This window comes from Hephaestia mangrovi (assembly GCF_019880555.1).
Taxonomy (GTDB): domain Bacteria; phylum Pseudomonadota; class Alphaproteobacteria; order Sphingomonadales; family Sphingomonadaceae; genus Sphingomonas; species Sphingomonas mangrovi.
The window spans coordinates 165,792-182,154 of sequence record NZ_JAINVU010000002.1; the positions used below are offsets into that span (position 1 = coordinate 165,792).

At 66.6% G+C, this 16,363-nt stretch carries 16 protein-coding genes; 3 read left to right on the forward strand and 13 right to left on the reverse strand.

Features of this window, described 5'->3' with window-relative positions:
* Window positions 1-2 precede the first annotated feature (2 nt).
* On the reverse strand, window positions 3-485 hold the full coding sequence (locus tag K7G81_RS04765) for a UPF0262 family protein (RefSeq protein WP_223029620.1): 483 nt from the start codon (window positions 483-485) through the stop codon (window positions 3-5).
* A gap of 101 nt (window positions 486-586) precedes the next feature.
* Here K7G81_RS04765 and K7G81_RS04770 point away from each other — a divergent pair, with 101 nt between their 5' ends.
* Window positions 587-2,086 (forward strand): replicative DNA helicase, encoded by a 1,500-nt coding sequence (locus K7G81_RS04770; protein ID WP_223029621.1) that lies wholly within the window; start codon window positions 587-589, stop codon window positions 2,084-2,086.
* A gap of 1 nt (window position 2,087) precedes the next feature.
* Here K7G81_RS04770 and K7G81_RS04775 read toward each other — a convergent pair whose 3' ends face one another.
* The 7 genes from K7G81_RS04775 to K7G81_RS04805 form a co-directional block, all read right to left on the reverse strand.
* A complete protein-coding gene (locus tag K7G81_RS04775; protein WP_223029622.1) occupies window positions 2,088-2,849 on the reverse strand; it encodes a phosphoadenylyl-sulfate reductase in 762 nt (253 codons plus the stop codon).
* Window positions 2,842-3,267 (reverse strand): DUF934 domain-containing protein, encoded by a 426-nt coding sequence (locus K7G81_RS04780; RefSeq protein ID WP_223029623.1) that lies wholly within the window; start codon window positions 3,265-3,267, stop codon window positions 2,842-2,844. The genes K7G81_RS04775 and K7G81_RS04780 overlap by 8 nt, the downstream gene beginning before the upstream one ends.
* Window positions 3,260-4,894: a nitrite/sulfite reductase gene (locus K7G81_RS04785; RefSeq protein ID WP_223029624.1), complete on the reverse strand. Its 1,635-nt coding sequence runs from the start codon at window positions 4,892-4,894 to the stop codon at window positions 3,260-3,262. The genes K7G81_RS04780 and K7G81_RS04785 overlap by 8 nt, the downstream gene beginning before the upstream one ends.
* Before the next feature lie 2 nt (window positions 4,895-4,896).
* A complete protein-coding gene (locus K7G81_RS04790; protein WP_223029625.1) occupies window positions 4,897-5,193 on the reverse strand; it encodes a DUF2849 domain-containing protein in 297 nt (98 codons plus the stop codon).
* Complete coding sequence (gene cobA / locus K7G81_RS04795; protein ID WP_223029626.1) at window positions 5,190-5,990, reverse strand: uroporphyrinogen-III C-methyltransferase; 801 nt, start codon at window positions 5,988-5,990, stop codon at window positions 5,190-5,192. The genes K7G81_RS04790 and cobA overlap by 4 nt, the downstream gene beginning before the upstream one ends.
* Before the next feature lie 165 nt (window positions 5,991-6,155).
* A complete protein-coding gene (gene astD, locus K7G81_RS04800; protein WP_223029627.1) occupies window positions 6,156-7,571 on the reverse strand; it encodes a succinylglutamate-semialdehyde dehydrogenase in 1,416 nt (471 codons plus the stop codon).
* A 72-nt stretch (window positions 7,572-7,643) separates the two neighbouring features.
* Window positions 7,644-9,020 carry a protein adenylyltransferase SelO gene (locus tag K7G81_RS04805; RefSeq protein ID WP_223029628.1) on the reverse strand — a complete coding sequence of 459 codons (1,377 nt, stop codon included), beginning with the start codon at window positions 9,018-9,020 and terminating at the stop codon, window positions 7,644-7,646.
* 37 nt (window positions 9,021-9,057) lie between these two features.
* Here K7G81_RS04805 and K7G81_RS04810 point away from each other — a divergent pair, with 37 nt between their 5' ends.
* Window positions 9,058-9,933, forward strand: a complete 876-nt coding sequence (locus tag K7G81_RS04810; RefSeq protein WP_223029629.1) for an alpha/beta fold hydrolase — start codon at window positions 9,058-9,060, stop codon at window positions 9,931-9,933.
* Window positions 9,934-9,990: 57 nt separating this feature from the next.
* The gene (locus K7G81_RS04815; protein ID WP_223029630.1) at window positions 9,991-11,109 is read left to right on the forward strand and encodes a glycoside hydrolase family 130 protein; all 1,119 of its coding nucleotides are present in this window, start codon (window positions 9,991-9,993) and stop codon (window positions 11,107-11,109) included.
* An 11-nt stretch (window positions 11,110-11,120) separates the two neighbouring features.
* On the opposite strand, the gene K7G81_RS04820 is transcribed toward K7G81_RS04815, so the two are convergent.
* From K7G81_RS04820 to K7G81_RS04840, 5 genes are all read right to left on the reverse strand, one after another.
* A complete protein-coding gene (locus K7G81_RS04820) occupies window positions 11,121-12,425 on the reverse strand; it encodes a sensor histidine kinase (protein ID WP_223030117.1) in 1,305 nt (434 codons plus the stop codon).
* A gap of 38 nt (window positions 12,426-12,463) precedes the next feature.
* Window positions 12,464-13,180: a response regulator gene (locus tag K7G81_RS04825; protein ID WP_223030118.1), complete on the reverse strand. Its 717-nt coding sequence runs from the start codon at window positions 13,178-13,180 to the stop codon at window positions 12,464-12,466.
* An 87-nt stretch (window positions 13,181-13,267) separates the two neighbouring features.
* On the reverse strand, window positions 13,268-13,912 hold the full coding sequence (locus tag K7G81_RS04830; protein WP_223029631.1) for a hypothetical protein: 645 nt from the start codon (window positions 13,910-13,912) through the stop codon (window positions 13,268-13,270).
* Window positions 13,913-14,031: 119 nt separating this feature from the next.
* Window positions 14,032-14,808: a thioesterase family protein gene (locus K7G81_RS04835; protein ID WP_223029632.1), complete on the reverse strand. Its 777-nt coding sequence runs from the start codon at window positions 14,806-14,808 to the stop codon at window positions 14,032-14,034.
* Window positions 14,805-16,328: a class I adenylate-forming enzyme family protein gene (locus K7G81_RS04840; protein WP_223029633.1), complete on the reverse strand. Its 1,524-nt coding sequence runs from the start codon at window positions 16,326-16,328 to the stop codon at window positions 14,805-14,807. The genes K7G81_RS04835 and K7G81_RS04840 overlap by 4 nt, the downstream gene beginning before the upstream one ends.
* Window positions 16,329-16,363: the final 35 nt, after the last annotated feature.

Genomic DNA, 16,363 nt, shown 5'->3' on the forward strand with positions numbered 1-16,363 from the left:
CACTATCCGCGAATGTGCAATACGCAGATCAGCGTGAACAGCCGCCGCGCGGTATCGAAATCGACGTTGATCTTGCCCTCCAGCCGTTCCCTGAGCAGTTCGGCCGCTTCATTGTGGATGGCGCGCCGCGCCATGTCCACCGTCTCGATCTGCTGCGGGGTCGAGGCGCGGATTGCCTGATAATAGCTGTCGCAGATCGCGAAATAATCGCGGATCGGGCGGCGGAAGCGGGCGAGGCCGAGGACGATGGTCTCGAGATGGCTGCCATCCTCGCGATCGATACGCAGGGCAAGGCGGCCCTCCTCCACGCTCAATGCCAGTCGGTAGGGGCCGGCATAGCCGTCGGCATGGACTTTCTGCGGCGCGAAGTGATTGTCCTCGATCAGGTCGTAGATCGCGATGCGCCGCTCCTGCTCGATATCGGCATTGCGCCACAGGATGGTGCGCTCGTCGAGCGTGACGTCTATGACGCGCGGATCGGCCATGAGGCGAGGCTATCGACGAGGCGCGCCCGCGAATCAATCATCCACATGATTCTTGGCACCGCTATCTTGAGCGCGGCGCCGGGCGGAGTAGAACGGTCGCCATGGCTACCGTCGCACTTGCCCACCCGGCGCCCACCGCCGAAGGAACCACGCTGCCGCAGAATGTCGAGGCGGAGGCGGCGATGCTCGGTGCGATGATGATCGACAACCGGCTGGCCGACGAGCTGATCGACAAGCTGGTGCCCGAGCATTTCTACGAGCCCGTTCACGGCCGCATCTTCGCCGCGATCAAGACGTTGCGCGGCAACGACATGCTGGCGACGCCGGTGACGCTGAAGCCGATGTTCGAAGCCGACGAGGGGATGAAGGAACTCGGCGGACCGGCCTATCTGGCGCAGCTCACCGGATCGGGCGCCGGGTTGATCGGCGCGCGGCAGTTCGCGCAGCAGATCTACGATCTGGCGATGCTGCGCTCGCTGGTGACGGTGGGGCGCACGCTGGTCGAGCGCGCGATGGACACCTCCGAAGAGGTCAATCCGCGCGCGCAGATCGAGGCGGCCGAGGAGGAATTGTTCAAGGTCGCGGCCGACGGCGGCAACGAGAATACCGTCAAGAGCTTCGCCCAGGCGACCACCGCCGCGGTGAAGATGGCCGAGCGGGCGCTCAATTCGGGCGGGCATTTGTCCGGTATTACGACCGGACTCGATTCGGTGAACTCGAAGATCGGCGGCATGCACCATTCGGATCTGATGATCCTCGCCGGCCGTCCCGGCATGGGCAAGACCTCGCTGGCGACCAATATCGCGTTCAACGCCGCGCGGCGGTGGATGCGCGACATGGAGGATGGAATCGAGCCGGAGCGATCGGTCGGCGCCAAGGTGGCGTTCTTCAGCCTGGAAATGTCGGCCGACCAGCTCGCCACGCGTATTCTGGCCGAACAATCGCGGATCAGCTCGGAGGCGCTGCGCATGGGCAAGATCAGCCGCGCCGAATTCGGGCAATTGGCGGCGGCGGCGGCCGAGCTGGAGAAGCTGCCGCTGTTCATCGACGATACCGCCGGCCTCTCGATCAGCGCGCTACACACGCGGATGCGGCGATTGCAGCGACGGCAGAACAACCAGATCGGGCTGGTGGTGGTGGATTACCTCCAGCTTCTTTCGGGGTCGGGGCGCGGATCGAACGACAATCGCGTTCAGGAAATTTCGGAGATCAGTCGTGGTCTCAAGACCTTGGCGAAGGATCTTAACGTACCGGTTCTGGCATTGTCGCAGCTCAGCCGTGCAGTCGAGCAGCGCGAGGACAAGCGGCCGCAGCTTTCCGATCTCCGCGAATCGGGCTCGATCGAACAGGACGCGGACATGGTGTGGTTCGTTTATCGCGAAGATTATTACACGGCAGCCAAGGAGCCCAAGCGTCCGGTCGAGGGCGACGATGCCAAGATCTTCGAAGATCACGCCAAATGGGCGAGCGATATGGAGCGCGTCTATGGCCTTGCCGAGCTGATCGTCGCCAAGCAGCGCCACGGCGCAACCGGCAAGGTGACGCTGAAATTCGAGCCGGAGATCACGCGGTTCAGCGATCTCGCGGTGGAGCGGTATTGATCTAAAACGCCGGTTCTTCCCCCGGCTTGGCGGGGATGTGGATGCCGCATTCGACCTTTTCCCAGCCGCGCCAGCGGCCGGCGCGGGGGTCTTCGCCGGGGCGCACCTTGCTGGTGCACGGCGCGCAGCCGATCGAGGGATAGCCATCGGCCTCGAGCGGGTGGCGGGGGAGCGCGTGGTCGGCGAAATAGGCGTCGAGTTCGGGCTTGGCCCAATTGGCCAGCGGGTTGACCTTGAGCCGGCCCTCGGCGTCGCTGGTATCGATCTCGAAACGTGGCAGGCCGGTGCGGCTCGACGATTGGAAGCCCTTGCGGCCGGTGAAGGTCGCGTCGAGGCCGGCGACGGCGCGCGCCAGCGGCTTGACCTTGCGTAACTCGCAGCAGCCGTCGGGATCGTAGGACCAGCGCAGGCCGTTTTCGTCCCGCGCGGCGAGTTCCTCGGCATCGGGCGTCAAGTTGACGAGGTTGAGGCCGAGTCGTTCGACGAGCTGATCGCGATAAGCGAGCGTTTCGGGGAAATGCTTGCCGGTATCGAGGAACAGCACCGGCATATCGGGTGCGATCCGCGTCACGAGATGGAGCAGCACCGCGGATTCGGCACCGAATGACGAGACGATCGCGGCATCGCCGACGAGCCGATCGGCGATGACGGCAGCGAGCATTTCCTGCGTGTCGTTGCCGCGGAACAGGTTGTTGAGGCGGATCGCGTCGCCCTGCGTGAAGCGTGGGCCGGTATCGATCCTGTCGCGCACCCGGCTAGCCATGACGCAGCTTCCACACCGGCACCGCGTCATCGGCGGCGTGCTGATAGACATAGGGGTAAGCCGATAGCGCGCGTTCGGCAGCGGCGGGCGTGATCGGCGCCTCGGGGGCGAAGCTATCGAAGCCGCAGCGGCGCATGAAGAGGAGTTGATCGACGAGCACGTCGCCGGTCGCCTTGATCTCGCCGGTATAGCCCGCCTCGCGCAGGATGCGCGCCGACGAATAGCCGCGGCCGTCGCGGAACCGGGGGAAATCGATCTCCACCAGCTTCACGCGGGCGAGATGCGGCAACAGGTGGCGGACGTCGTCGCCCGCCTCGATGCGAACCGAGGCGGCGTCGGCCTGGTCGAGAAACGCATCGAGGGTCACCGCCGGTTCGTCGGCGGGAGCATCGGTGCGGTAGCGCAGTGCATCAGCCATAGATGGCCTCCTTGAACGGCTCGACGCCGATGCGGCGGTAGGTATCGAGGAAGCGCTCGCCGGGATCGCGCAAACGAACATAGGCGTCGAGCGTCTTCTCGATCGCGTCGACCACGCCGTCCTCGTCGAAGCCGGGGCCGGTAATCTTGGCCGCGCTGACGTCCTCGGCACCCGAGCCGCCGAGCAGCAATTGGTAATTCTCGGTGCCTTTGCGATCGACGCCAAGGATGCCGATATGGCCGGCATGGTGATGGCCGCAGGCGTTGATGCAGCCCGAGATCTTGATCTTGAGCTCGCCCAAATCGCGCTGACGGTCGATGTCGGCGAAGCGCGTCGAGATTTTCTGCGCGAGCGGGATCGAGCGGGCGTTGGCGAGGCTGCAATAGTCGAGGCCGGGGCAGGCGATGATGTCGCTGACGAGGTCGAGATTGACGTCCGCCAGACCAGCGGCGTCGAGCGCCTGCCAGACGGCATAGAGATCGGCCTTGCGGACGTGCGGCAAGACGAGGTTCTGCGCATGCGTCGCACGCAGTTCGTCGAAGCTGTAACGCTCGGCGAGATCGGCGACGACCTCCATCTGCTCGGCTGAGATGTCGCCCGGGATGCCGCCCACTGGCTTCAGGCTGATGTTGGCGATTGCATAGCCGGGCGCTTTGTGCGGGGCGACCTGGCGATCGAGCCATAGCGCGAAATCGGGGTCGCTGCGGTCGATCTCGTCGGGCAGGCCGGTTTCGAACGGCGGCGGCGCGAAATAGGCGGCGATACGATCATATTCGGCGCGCGGCGGATCGACGTCGCGTGCCTCGAAGCCGGCGAATTCCTCTTCGACCTGCCGCGTAAACTCTTCTGCGCCAAGCTCATGGACGAGGATCTTCATGCGCTGCTTGTGAATGTTGTCACGCCGGGCGTGGCGATTCCACACGCGCAGGATGGCCTGGACGTATCCGAACAGCTGATCGGCGGGCAGGAAGCTGCGGATCAGCGGCGCGATCATCGGCGTGCGGCCCATGCCGCCGCCGGCATAGACTTCGAAGCCATCCTCGCCGGCCTCGTTGCGCACGAGGCGCAGCCCGCAATCGTGCCAACGGATCGCGGCGCGATCACTGTCCGCGGCGGTGATCGCGAATTTGAACTTGCGAGGCAGATAGCTGAATTCGGGCATGAAGGTCGTCACCTGCCGCAGCAGTTCGGCCCAGGGGCGCGGATCGGCGATCTCGTCGGCGGTGGCGCCGGCATATTGATCGGCCGAAATGTTGCGCACGCTTTCGCCCGAGGTCTGGATCGCGTGCATCTCGACGGTAGCGAGATCGGCCAGAATGTCAGGCGCTTGCTCGAGCTTTATCCAATTGTACTGGATGTTCTGACGCGTGGTGAAATGGCCATAGCCGCGATCGTATTTGCGCGCGATTTCGGCGAGCATCCGCATCTGGCGCGAATCGAGCGTGCCATAGGGGATGGCGACGCGCAGCATATAAGCGTGGAGCTGGAGGTAGAGGCCGTTCTTGAGCCGGAGCGGCTTGAACTGGTCCTCGGTCAGTTCGCCGGCGATGCGGCGCGCGGTCTGATCGCGGAATTCCTCGACGCGGGCGTCGACGATCGCCTGGTCATATTGGTCGTAACGATACATGGTCAGATCACCCAGCTGCCGACGCTCGGATCGGCGGGTTTGAGCGTTAGATCGGGGCGCACGGTGGGGCCGAGCGCGCGGATGCGATCCTTGATGTGCGCGGGCCGCGGACCAGCCTCGCCCGGCTCGGCGTCGATCACCGCGGCGCCAGCGACGCGACAGGCGGCTTCTTCGGCGCGGGCGATCGTCTCGCCATGCTCACCGACATCCATCGCGTCCTCGACGTGGAGCGACCAATCCCGGCCGGTCCACCAGACGACCGCGCCGGTCTTGAGATCATTGCCGAGCAGAAGTTTCATGCCACCGTCCCATGGATGGAGTGCGCGCGGCGCGCCCAATGGCCGAGGCGATCCTCGGCATCCGAAAGCGATACGACCTCGCCGACGACGATAATCGCGGGGCTCTGCACCCGCTCGCGCTTCACCATCGGGCCGATGTCGGTGAGCAGGGTGCGCAGCGCCCGTGCGCCGTCGAGCGTCCCGCGCTCGAGCACCGCGACGGGCATGTCGGGAGCGACACCGTCGGCGATCAGTTTCTCCGCGATCGCGTCGGCGGTGGCGACGCCCATGTAAATCACCAGCGTGCGGCCCTGCCCGGCAAGGCCCGACCAATTCTGCTCGCTCAGGCCCTTGCACTGGCCGGCGACGAAACTGACGGCGCTCGAATAATCGCGGTGGGTGAGCGGGAGCATGGCCTCCGCCGCGCATCCGAGCGCCGCCGACACGCCGGGGATCACCTCGACGGGCAATCCCGCGGCGCGAACCGCCTCGACTTCCTCGCCGCCGCGGCCGAACACGAAGGGGTCGCCGCCCTTCAGCCGCACGACGACGCTGCCGGTCTTTACATGCGCGATGATGAGCGCGTTGATCGCGTCCTGCGGCAGCGTGTGACGCGCGCGCTGCTTGGCGACCGAGATACGCTGCGCCGCGGGCGGCGCGAGCGCGATTACGCGCGGATCGACGAGGCCGTCATGCACGACGACGTCCGCTGCCTTGAGCGCCTCGACGGCGCGAACGGTGAGCAGGCCGGGATCGCCCGGGCCGGCGCCGACCAGGATGACGCGCCCGCGCGCGGTGGGATCAAGAAGACTTGCCATGGTGAGCAAAGTGCGTGCGAAGCCGCTTCGCTACAACGGATGGTTGCTTGGGGCCCCGGTAGCGAAACTTTGCTCGGCCCTGGCCTTCGCTGGGATGGCAAGCGGATATACATGCCCGAAAAGGGATAAACGCCAAAGGAGGTCGGCGACGACCCGCTCGTGAGATCAGCTGTCCCTGAGCCCGATGCCGATCGAGGCGCGGGTCTGGTCCACCTCGCTCGAAACGACCGGATAGGCGCAATAATCGGCGGCGTAATAGGCGCTGGGACGGTGATTGCCCGACCAGCCGATGCCGCCGAACGGCGCGGCCGAGGAGGCACCGTTGGTCGGACGGTTCCAGTTGACGATCCCGGCGCGGGCATTGGCCCAGAACTGGTCGTAGAGCTTCGGGTTTTGGCTGAGCAGCGAAGCGGAGAGGCCGTAGCGGGTGTTGTTCGCCTCGGCGATCGCGGCCTCGAAATCGGGCACACGGATGATCTGGAGGACAGGGCCGAACAGCTCGATATCGGGGCGCTCGGCAACGTCGGTGACGTCGATCAGGCCGGGCGTGAGGAACGGGCGATCGTCGACCGGCCGCTCCATGTGTCGCAAGGGGCGGCCACCGTGCGACATCAGCGTGACGAAGCTTTCGGTGAGCTGGTCGGCGGCCTCGTTGTCGATCACGCAGCCCATGAACGGCGCGGGCTCGGCGTGCGGCTCGCCGACGATGATCCGGCCGGTGAGCTTGACCAGTTCGTCGAGCAACGGCTGGCATTTGGCATCGTCGACGATCAGGCGCCGCGCCGCGGTGCAGCGCTGGCCGGCGGTGGTGAAGGCCGATTGCACGATCAGCACCGCGGTCGAGTGCAGATCGGGCGTTTCCCACGCCACGATCGGGTTGTTGCCGCCCATTTCTAGCGCGAGGATTTTCTCCGGCCGTTCGGCGAACTGGCGGTTGAGCGCGATGCCGGTGCGCGCCGAGCCGGTGAACAGCAAGCCATCGATGCCGTCATGCCCGGCCAAAGCCTTGCCTTCGGCAGGGCCGCCGATGACGAGCCGGACGCAGCCTTCGGGAATGCCGGCGGCGTGAAAGCATTCGACCAGTAGCGCCCCCGAGGCCGGGGTCTTTTCCGACGGCTTGAACACCACTGCATTGCCGGCGAGCAGCGCAGGGACGATATGGCCGTTGGGCAGGTGCGCGGGGAAATTGTACGGGCCGAGCACCGCGAGCACGCCGTGCGGCTTGTGGCGCAGCGCCATGCGCACGCCGGCCTGGCCTTCGAGCCGGCGTTGCGGAGTGCGATCGGCATAAGCCTTGATCGAGATGTCGACCTTGGCGACGACGGTGTCGACCTCGGTGCGGGCCTCCCACAACGGCTTGCCGGTCTCGCGGGCGATGGTGTCGGCGAATTGCTCATGGCGGCTGCGCACGACGTTGGCGAAGCGGCGTAGCGCCTCGGTGCGGTTGGCGAGCGGTTGCGCGGCCCATTGCGCCCAGCTTTCGCGGGCGCGCGCCACCTCGGCATCGACGTCACTGATCGCGCCGCGCCAGAGTTCCGCACCGGTCGCGGGTTCACTCGAGACGATTTCGGTTACGCTCATGAATATCCTTCTTCCCGCCGCGCTCTTGCCCGAAACCGCGGCCGTTTTCCACACCGGGCTTATCACCTATGGTCAAATGAGCGCGGCGCCCATTTCGCGTATCGCGGCGACCTTCGCCTCGAACGCCGTCCAGTCGTCGGCATCGGCAATTCGTGCCCAGATCGCCTCGACTTCGTCGATCAGCATCGAGCATGGCTCGGCGCCGTGCCAATAGGAGTGGTCGCGGGTCGCTCGGGGCGTGTAGTCGGCGAGTGCCTCGCGAGCTTCGGCGAATGCCTGGTAAGCGGGGGTATCGGGCACGGCGCCGCCGAACGCATCGAAGAAGAAGCGATCGATCGGCGTCTTGCCCGATCGCAATGCTTTTTCGATCGTCTGGACCAGCGCCCGATCGGTGGCCGGATCGCGCGGTCGCACGCCCAGCCGCCAGAGGATCGCATCGGAAACCGCGCGTTGGTAGTGATCGCCGAAGCCGTCGAGCGCGGCGATCAGCGGCTCGGCCTCGGCGAGGAGGCGCAGCGATATAGCAAGCTGCGCGGCATCCCAGTGGATCGCCTCAGGCTGGCGCCCGAAGGCATAGAGGCCGGCGTGATCGAAATAGGCGGCGGTGAAGGCGGGATCCCAGGTCGGAGCGAAGCGCCATGGGCCGTAATCGAAGCTTTCGGCAGTGACGTTGATATTGTCCGAATTGAGCACGCCATGGACGAAGCCTGCGGCCATGTAGCTCGCGGCGAGCCGCGCCGTGCCGCGGACGACGTGTTCGAGCAGGCGTGCGGCGGCGTCGCCGCCGCCGGGTTCGTTATAGAAGTGCCGCAGCACGTAATCGACGAGGCGCGCCATGTTTTCCGCGTCGCGCTCATAGGCGAGGCGCTGGAAGGTGCCGATGCGGACATGGCCGTGGCTGAGTCGGACGAGCACCGAGGACCGTGTCGGCGAAGGCTCGTCGCCACGGTCGAGCGCCTCGCCGGTTTCGATCAGCGAGAAGCTGCGCGAGGTTTCGACGCCCAGGGCTTCGAGCATTTCTGTCGCCAGCACCTCGCGGACGCCGCCCTTGAGCGTCAGCCTGCCATCCCCGAAGCGGCTGTACGGCGTCTGGCCCGATCCCTTGGTACCGAGATCCATAAGCCGATCGCGATCGTCGCGAAGCTGCGCGTAGAGAAAACCGCGGCCGTCGCCGATCTCGGGATTGTACTGGCGGAACTGATGGCCGTGATAGCGCAGCGCGAGCGGCGTCTGGAGCGTGCCGGAAAGCGGCTCGAACCGGCCGAAATGGGCAAGCCATTCGGCGTCGGTCAGATGATCGAGGCCGACCGAGGCGGCGGCGCGCTGGTTGCGGAAGCGCAGGCGTGTTTCGGGAAAGCGTGCCGGCTCCACCGAGTCGTAAAAGGCGTCACCGAGATCGAGGATCGTTGTTTCGGGACGATAACGGGCGGGTTGCGGGGACGCGGCCATACGGCGATATGGGGGGCGATGAGCGAGGGACGCAACCATGGCCGGCTATGACAACCGCCAGTGGCAGTCGGCCGACGGGCTGAATCTGCATTATCGCGACTATCCCGGCGGCGAGGGGCGGCCGCCGATCCTGTGCCTGCCGGGATTGACTCGCAACGCGCGCGATTTCGAGGAGGTGGCGGAACGGCTGGCGGGGGACTGGCGCGTGCTGGCGGTCGATCTGCGCGGGCGCGGCGACAGTGATTACGCCAAGGACGCGGCGACTTATACGCCGCTCACTTATGTCGCGGACGTGCTGGCATTGCTCGACGATCTCGGCCTGACCAAGGTGGTTGCGTTCGGCACCTCGCTCGGCGGGCTGGTGACGATGCTGCTCGCCGCTCAGGCGCGCGATCGGCTGGCGGGCGCGCTGCTCAACGACGTTGGGCCCGAGATTGAGGCGGCGGGGCTGGCGCGGATTCGCACCTATGTCGGTAAATCGAGCAGCTTTCCGACCTGGATGCACGCCGCCCGCGCGGTCGAGGAAGCCAACGCCGACGTCTATCCCGGTTATACGATCGATGATTGGCTGAAGATGGCCAAGCGGCTCTATTATGTGAACAATTCGGGCCGCATCGTGCTCGATTACGACATGAAGATCGCCGAGCCGTTTCGCGAGCCCGGCGGCGAGGCGGCGCCTGACATGTGGCCCGCGCTCGATGCGCTGGCCGGGCTGCCGCTGCTGATCGTGCGCGGGGCGCGGTCGGACGTGCTGTCGGCGGCGACGGCGGAGAAGATGGCGGCGCGTTTGCCGGGCAGCGAGCTCGTCACGGTCGCCGACATCGGGCATACGCCGACGCTTGGCGAACCCGATGTGATCGCCGCGACCGATCGGCTGCTCGCTCGCGTCGCCAAGGAACCGGCCGCAGCCTGACGCGTCTCGGGTCGGGTAGGCTTCGTTCACGGAGATGCCGATGATGGACGGTGAGGAATGAGCTTTTTCGATTCGCTGGTGTTCTCGCCTCGCGATGTCGATCTGGCGCGATCGCCGCTCGCCGGGAAGATCGACGCGGAAACCTATGTGCTCGGCGCGTTCAATCCGGGGATGACGCGGCTGGCCAACGGCAATCTGCTGCTGATGGTGCGCATCGCCGAGGCGCTGAGGCAGCCGGTTCGCGACGGGCATGTTCATTCGATCCGCTGGTTCGACGGCGGCTATACGCTCGATGCCTGGCCACTCGACCTCGTCGACACCGCCGATCCGCGCAAATTCATGATGCGCGGCGGCGGGTGGCGCGTGATGGCGCTAACCTCGCTGTCATGGCTGTTGCCGGTCGAGCTCGACGCGAGCGGGACGAAGGTGGTCGCGGTGCATTACGACCGGGCAATCGCGCCGGCTGCGTCCTATCAATGCTATGGCGTCGAGGACGCACGGATCAGCCGGGTAGGCGATCGGTACTGGATGACGACCTGCTCGGTCAGCCCCGAACGGCATTCGACGACGCTGTACAGCTCGCCCGATGCGCTCGACTGGACGTTGGAGGGGATCGTCCTCGATCATCAGAACAAGGACATGCTGATCTTCGAAGGCAAGATCGACGAGACCTTCTGGGCGCAGACGCGGCCGCTCGGCGACCTCTATTTCGCGTATCCGCCGGACAGCGAATGGCGCGCCGGGCCGTCGATCAATCTCGCCATGTCGCCCGACGCGCTGCATTGGAAACCATGCGACCATCCCGGGATACGGCCGCATGCCGGGACGCTCGCCACCGCGCGAATGGGCGGGGGCACGCCGCCGATCCTGACCGATCAGGGCTGGCTGAGTCTGTGGCACGGGGTGGAGCCCAGGGGCGTGGTAGGTGTCTATCGCACCTATTGGTCGCTGCTCGACCGCGTTGAGCCTTGGCGCGTCGTGCGCACCGAGCACGAACCGTTGCTCGAGCCCGCCCCCGGGCTGACCGAGCCGCTCAAGGGCCAGATGTATCTCGACGGCGTGGTGTTCACCACGGGAATCGCCGAGGCGGACGGCCATTATGTCGTGGCGAGCGGCGAGGCGGATCTGGCGTGCCGGATCACGCATATCCCGAAGCGGGCTTTCGGGCTGGCTTAGGGTTCGACGACTTAACGCGGCAGTTCGATGATCGCGTCGAGGCCGCCGCCAGTGCGGTTTTCGAGGCGGATGATGCCGCCCGCGTCGTTGACGATCGCTCGGGCGAGTGCGAGGCCGAGGCCGATGCCGCCGGTCTCGCGATTGCGCGACGTTTCGAGGCGCGTGAAGGGATCGAATACGTCGGTGAGGCGATCCGATGGAATGCCGGGGCCGTTATCGGAAATGACGATGCGGACGCGGCTCGGCTCCGGCTCGATGCGGACGGTGGCGGACTCGCCGTATTTGACGGCGTTTTCGATCAGGTTGCGGACGGCGCGGCGCATCAGCGCGGGGCGCAACCTGATCGGCAGGCGCTGGCCGTCCTCGAACGTGACGTCGTGATCGAGATCGCGGAAGTCCTCGACCACGGCGTCGACCAGGGCGGATAGATCGACATCGACCGGCGGCTCGCTCGGGCGGCCGAGGCGAGCGAGCGACAGGATATCGTCGAGCGTGCGATTCATCTCGTCGATGATGTCGGCCATTCGCGCGCGATCGGTGTCGTCGTCGACCGATTCGATCCGGACGCGCAGCGCCGCGAGCGGGGTGCGCAGATCGTGGCCGATCGCGCCGAGCATCCGATCCTTTTCGTCGAGCATCGCGATGACGCGCAGGCGCAGCGCGTTGAAGGCGGCAGTGACTTCGCGGACGTCGGGCGGCCCCGTTTCGGCGAGCGGTTCATGATCGTCGCCGGGCGCGAAACGATGTGCGGCGTCGGCCAGCGATTTGAGCGGGCGCGAGATACGGCGGCCGATCCATAATACGGGAATCAGCACGACGGCGTAGAGGATCAGCGTCTGGGCAATCAGCCGCCAGATCAGGAACGGATCCGAATTCGGCCAGAACGCGCGGAGTACCAGCCAGCCACGGCCGGGCATGTGCACCGCGACGTCCAGGATGCTTCGGAAATGAGAAAGCCGCGCTGCGCGGCGGCGGCCGTATCGGCTTGGTGGCCAATCGTCGCTGGCGATCGGTCGAACCGAGGCGATTACCGCGTCGGTGGCAAGCCCCGCCTGAGAAAGCGATTGAGCGATGGCCTTTTCGACCGATCCACGACGTATCCGATCGGCGGCAATCGGATTGGCGGGGACGAGGCGGACGTGGCCGTGCCCCGTATCGGCAGTGCCGCCGCTATTGATCCGATCGGCGGCGTCGACCAGCCGGGTGACCGTCGGCGTGACGATCTGTTCGAAGCGCAGCTGGCTGCGTTCGCGGAGCAGCAGGCCGAAATTGATCGCCTGGGCAACGAACAGGGCGATCGCCACCAGCAGCGCCATCTGGCCGGCGAGGCTGCGCGGCCACAGCGATGGTCTTCTCACAGCCGCGTCACCTCGGCTGCCAGCGTATAGCCGCCGCCCCACACCGTCTTGATGAGTTCGGGGTTTCTCGCATCCGCTTCGATCTTCTTGCGCAGCCGGCTGACCTGATTGTCGATCGCCCGATCGAACGCGCCGGCCTCGCGGCCCTGGGTCAGATCGAGCAACTGATCGCGGGTAAGCACCTGGCGGGGGCGCTGCACCAACGCCAGCAGCAGATTGTATTCGCCGGTCGACAGCGGCACCGAGACGCCCTCGCGGTCGACCAGCGCGCGTTCGCCGGTCTTAAGCACCCAGCCGGCAAAGCCGAAGCTGCCGGATTCGGGCGCGACCTGCCGATTGCCCGAGGCGGCGCGGCGCAGCACAACCTTGATCCTGGCGGCGAGCTCGCGTGGAGAGAAGGGTTTCACGACATAATCGTCGGCGCCCATTTCCAGGCCGACGATACGATCGGTCTCCTCGCTCCTGGCGGTGAGCAGGATGACGGGAAGGTCGCTGGTTTCGCGGATGTGGCGGGTGAGGCTGAGGCCATCCTCGCCGGGCATCATGATGTCGAGCACGACGAGGTCGATCGCATAAGCGGCCAGGCGCGTGCGGGCGGCCCCGGCATCGCCGGCCTGGGTGACGCGGAAGCCCTGCTTCTCGAGATATTTGGCAAGCGGTTCGCGGATCGAGCGTTCGTCGTCGACGAGCAGCAGGTGCGGATTTTCGGCCATCGGCTCGTCGATTGCCATGATCTGCCTTTCAGGAAAAGAGCCGGGCGGGCGTGGAGGATCACCCGCCCGGCGACCGGGCGCCCGGATTTACTGATCGGCGGGCGCCGGTTGAACGGCCGGTGCGGCATTGCCTTGCGCGGCGCGGCGGGCCTGCCACTTGGCGCGCATCTCGGCCATGCGGGCCTGCATCTGCTGCTTGGCGGCGGCGATCTCGGCCTGGTCGATCTTGCCGTCGTGGTTGGTGTCGACCTTGTCGAAGCGCGCGGTCGCCGCAGCTTCGGCCTCGGCCTTGGTGATGATGCCATCATTGTTGGCGTCGAGGCGCTTCATCTCCATGCCGCCATGGTGCGGGCCATGACGGTGCATGCCACGGGGACCGCGGTGTTGCCGCGCTGCATCGGCGTCGGCCGACTGGTCGCCACGGCGCTGCTGCCACTTGGCGCGCATCGCATCGTGCCTGGCTTTCATTTCGTCCTGCGTGATCCGGCCGTCGCCATTGGTATCGAGCTTGGCGAAGCGCGCATCGGCAGCGGCGATCGCTTCGTCGCGGGTGATGACGCCATCCTTGTTGGCGTCGAGCTTGGCGAACATGTCGCCATGGCCGCGATGATGGGGCATGCCGGTCTGCGGCGGGGGAGGCGGCGCGGCCTGGTCCTGCGCGGCGTAGGCGGTGCCGGCAAGCGCAGTGCCACCGAGCGCGGCGGCGAAGAGCAGTTTGCGAAAACGGGTCATGACAGGGCAATCCTTGTTACCGAGGCGGGACCGTCCCGCCGACGCTGCCCTTTATGGCGACCCGGTGTCGCGCGGGTTTGTCACCGAGGCGGTGAAAGTGTCGCAATTTGTCGCAAGGATCAGGCGAAGATCGCGACGCTCTGCATCCCTTCGGCGACGCGCTGGCCGGCGGCGTTCCAGATCGCCATCGACTGGCTGGAACAGCCGTTCTGCGCCTGATCGGCACGCGCGCGGAGCAGCCACCAGCCATCATCGGTAGCGGGCGCCGGCGTCAGCAGGTTGACGATCCAGGTGAGCGAGCTGACCGGCGCAGGCGCGTTGCCGAGCAGCTTGAACGCGGCCGGCGGCAGGCCATCGGCGACCGCCATCAGGTGGACCATCGGATCGAGCCCGTCGCAATCGCGCAGGCGCGCCCAGCGCAGCAGCTCGGCCGGGCCGAGCGCGGGATCCTTGACGTCGAGGAAGTTGAAATTGCCGGTGAAGAATTCGTCCGGGCCGGTGTAGAGCCTGGCGTCCGCGGCCGGCGGCGCGCGGTCGTGGCCGGGGGCCTCGTCGAGCGCGATGCGGGACGGCTGGCCGGCCATGAACACGAAGGTCGCGCGATAGCCGAGGTCCGCTTCGGAGCAGATGTCGGCCTGGATGAAGGCGGCGGTGCGGCCGCGGCGGAGCTTGGTCGCGGTCACCGTGACTTCGCCGGCGAGCGGACCGACAAACGAGATTTGTGCGGACCTGAGCGGTGGCAGATCGGGCTCGCAGCGCTGCGCGGCGTGGAGCGCCAGCGCCGACGATAGCCCACCATAAGCGGTGCGCCCCTGCATCCAGTCGGCGGGGATCGCGGCAATGAAGCCATCGTCGGTCGACGTCGTCGCGGCGAGGATATCGCTGAGCGGTGTCATGCCACTTCCCCGATCCGGTCGCGCAGTTCGCGTTTGAGCACCTTGCCGATCGCACTGCGGGGCAGTTCCTCGACGCGGTGGAGATCGGCGAGGCGCTGGGTCTTGCCGAGCCGGGCATTGACCCAGGCGAGGATATCCGCCGGCGTCTCCGCCGCATCGCCGCGGGCAACGTAGATGCCGATCGGGGTCTCGCCCCAGCGCGTCGAGGGCACGCCGACCACCGCGCAATCGGCCACGCCGGGATGTTGGCCGAGCACCGCTTCGAGATCGGACGGGTAGATGTTAAATCCGCCGGAGATGATCATGTCCTTCTTGCGATCCATCAGGATCAGGAAGCCATCCTCATCGAAGCGGCCGATGTCGCCGTGGCGGATGAAGCGATTGCCGTCCGGATCGTGCCATTCGCTGTCGCGGGTCGCGGCGCCGCGATTATGATAGCCGGTCATCATCGCTGGCGAGCGTCCGACCACTTCTCCGGTGCCACCGGGCGGAACTTCGTTGCCCTCGTCGTCGATCAGGCGGATGTCGTGATCCTCGAGCGGGCGGCCGACCGTGTGGAGCTTGTCGGGAAAGCTGGTGGCGACGAGCGCGCAGGTGCCGCCGCCCTCGGTCATGCCGTAATATTCGACCAGTGCGCCGGGCCAGCGGGCGACGACATCGGCCTTGAGCGCGGGCGAGAAGGGCGCGCTGGTGCAGGTCTTGAGGCGGAAGCTCGAAAGATCGAAGCGATCGAAATCGGCAAGCGCCATGATCCGCTGATACTGGACGGGGACGAGCATCGCGTGGGTCGCGCGGTGGCGCTCGGCAAGCTCGAGGAAACGGCGGGCGTCGAACTTCGCCATCAGTACCGCCGTTCCGCCCCAGCCGAGCGTCGGCAGGAACGAGACGAGCGTGGTGTTCGAATAGAGCGGGGTGGCGATCATCGTTACCGCCTCGCCGAAATTGGCGCGGGCGTTGCGGTTGATATGCGCCCAGCGCATCGCGTGGCTCTGCACGATGCCCTTGGGCGTGCCGGTAGTGCCCGAGGAATAGATGATGTTGAACGGGTCTTGCGGGGCGATGGCGGCGGGCGCCGGTGCGGCGCCTTGCGGAGCGAGCCAGGCGTCCCAATCGTCCAGCGATACCCGTTTCGCGGCGATCGGCTGGTTGGCGAGGCGCTCGGCTGCGGGCGCGTCGGCGAAGACGATCGGCGCGTCGCAATCGGCGATCATCGCGGCGAGCGCCTCGTCGGTCGCGGAAGGCGCGAGCGGGGCGGCGGCGGCGCCGGCGCGCAGCGCGCCGAGGAACGCGGCGGCATAAAAGATCGAGGGCGCGCCGACGATCGCCACCGCGTCGCGCGGGCCGACGCCGTCGCGCTGGAGGGCGGCGGCGACGCGATCGACCAGCCGATCGAGCGCGGCATAGGTGATCGCCCGGTCCTCGGCGATCAGCGCGGGCTTGTCGGCGCGTTCGGCGGCGTGGGCGCGGATCAGATCGGGAAGCGTCGCGAAGTCCGACGCCAGAAGATCGGTGGCGGTCATCGTGCCGGGCTAGTCGAGATCAGGGGCAAATGCCA

What these genes read in the sequence shown, in the direction of transcription:
- K7G81_RS04765 (WP_223029620.1), bottom strand. Translation starts at nt 485, where the DNA reads ATGGCCGATCCGCGCGTCATAGACGTCACGCTCGACGAGCGCACCATC.
- K7G81_RS04770 (WP_223029621.1), top strand. Translation starts at nt 587, where the DNA reads ATGGCTACCGTCGCACTTGCCCACCCGGCGCCCACCGCCGAAGGAACC.
- K7G81_RS04775 (WP_223029622.1), bottom strand. Translation starts at nt 2,849, where the DNA reads ATGGCTAGCCGGGTGCGCGACAGGATCGATACCGGCCCACGCTTCACG.
- K7G81_RS04780 (WP_223029623.1), bottom strand. Translation starts at nt 3,267, where the DNA reads ATGGCTGATGCACTGCGCTACCGCACCGATGCTCCCGCCGACGAACCG.
- K7G81_RS04785 (WP_223029624.1), bottom strand. Translation starts at nt 4,894, where the DNA reads ATGTATCGTTACGACCAATATGACCAGGCGATCGTCGACGCCCGCGTC.
- K7G81_RS04790 (WP_223029625.1), bottom strand. Translation starts at nt 5,193, where the DNA reads ATGAAACTTCTGCTCGGCAATGATCTCAAGACCGGCGCGGTCGTCTGG.
- cobA (WP_223029626.1), bottom strand. Translation starts at nt 5,990, where the DNA reads ATGGCAAGTCTTCTTGATCCCACCGCGCGCGGGCGCGTCATCCTGGTC.
- astD (WP_223029627.1), bottom strand. Translation starts at nt 7,571, where the DNA reads ATGAGCGTAACCGAAATCGTCTCGAGTGAACCCGCGACCGGTGCGGAA.
- K7G81_RS04805 (WP_223029628.1), bottom strand. Translation starts at nt 9,020, where the DNA reads ATGGCCGCGTCCCCGCAACCCGCCCGTTATCGTCCCGAAACAACGATC.
- K7G81_RS04810 (WP_223029629.1), top strand. Translation starts at nt 9,058, where the DNA reads ATGGCCGGCTATGACAACCGCCAGTGGCAGTCGGCCGACGGGCTGAAT.
- K7G81_RS04815 (WP_223029630.1), top strand. Translation starts at nt 9,991, where the DNA reads ATGAGCTTTTTCGATTCGCTGGTGTTCTCGCCTCGCGATGTCGATCTG.
- K7G81_RS04820 (WP_223030117.1), bottom strand. Translation starts at nt 12,425, where the DNA reads ATGGCGCTGCTGGTGGCGATCGCCCTGTTCGTTGCCCAGGCGATCAAT.
- K7G81_RS04825 (WP_223030118.1), bottom strand. Translation starts at nt 13,180, where the DNA reads ATGGCCGAAAATCCGCACCTGCTGCTCGTCGACGACGAACGCTCGATC.
- K7G81_RS04830 (WP_223029631.1), bottom strand. Translation starts at nt 13,912, where the DNA reads ATGACCCGTTTTCGCAAACTGCTCTTCGCCGCCGCGCTCGGTGGCACT.
- K7G81_RS04835 (WP_223029632.1), bottom strand. Translation starts at nt 14,808, where the DNA reads ATGACACCGCTCAGCGATATCCTCGCCGCGACGACGTCGACCGACGAT.
- K7G81_RS04840 (WP_223029633.1), bottom strand. Translation starts at nt 16,328, where the DNA reads ATGACCGCCACCGATCTTCTGGCGTCGGACTTCGCGACGCTTCCCGAT.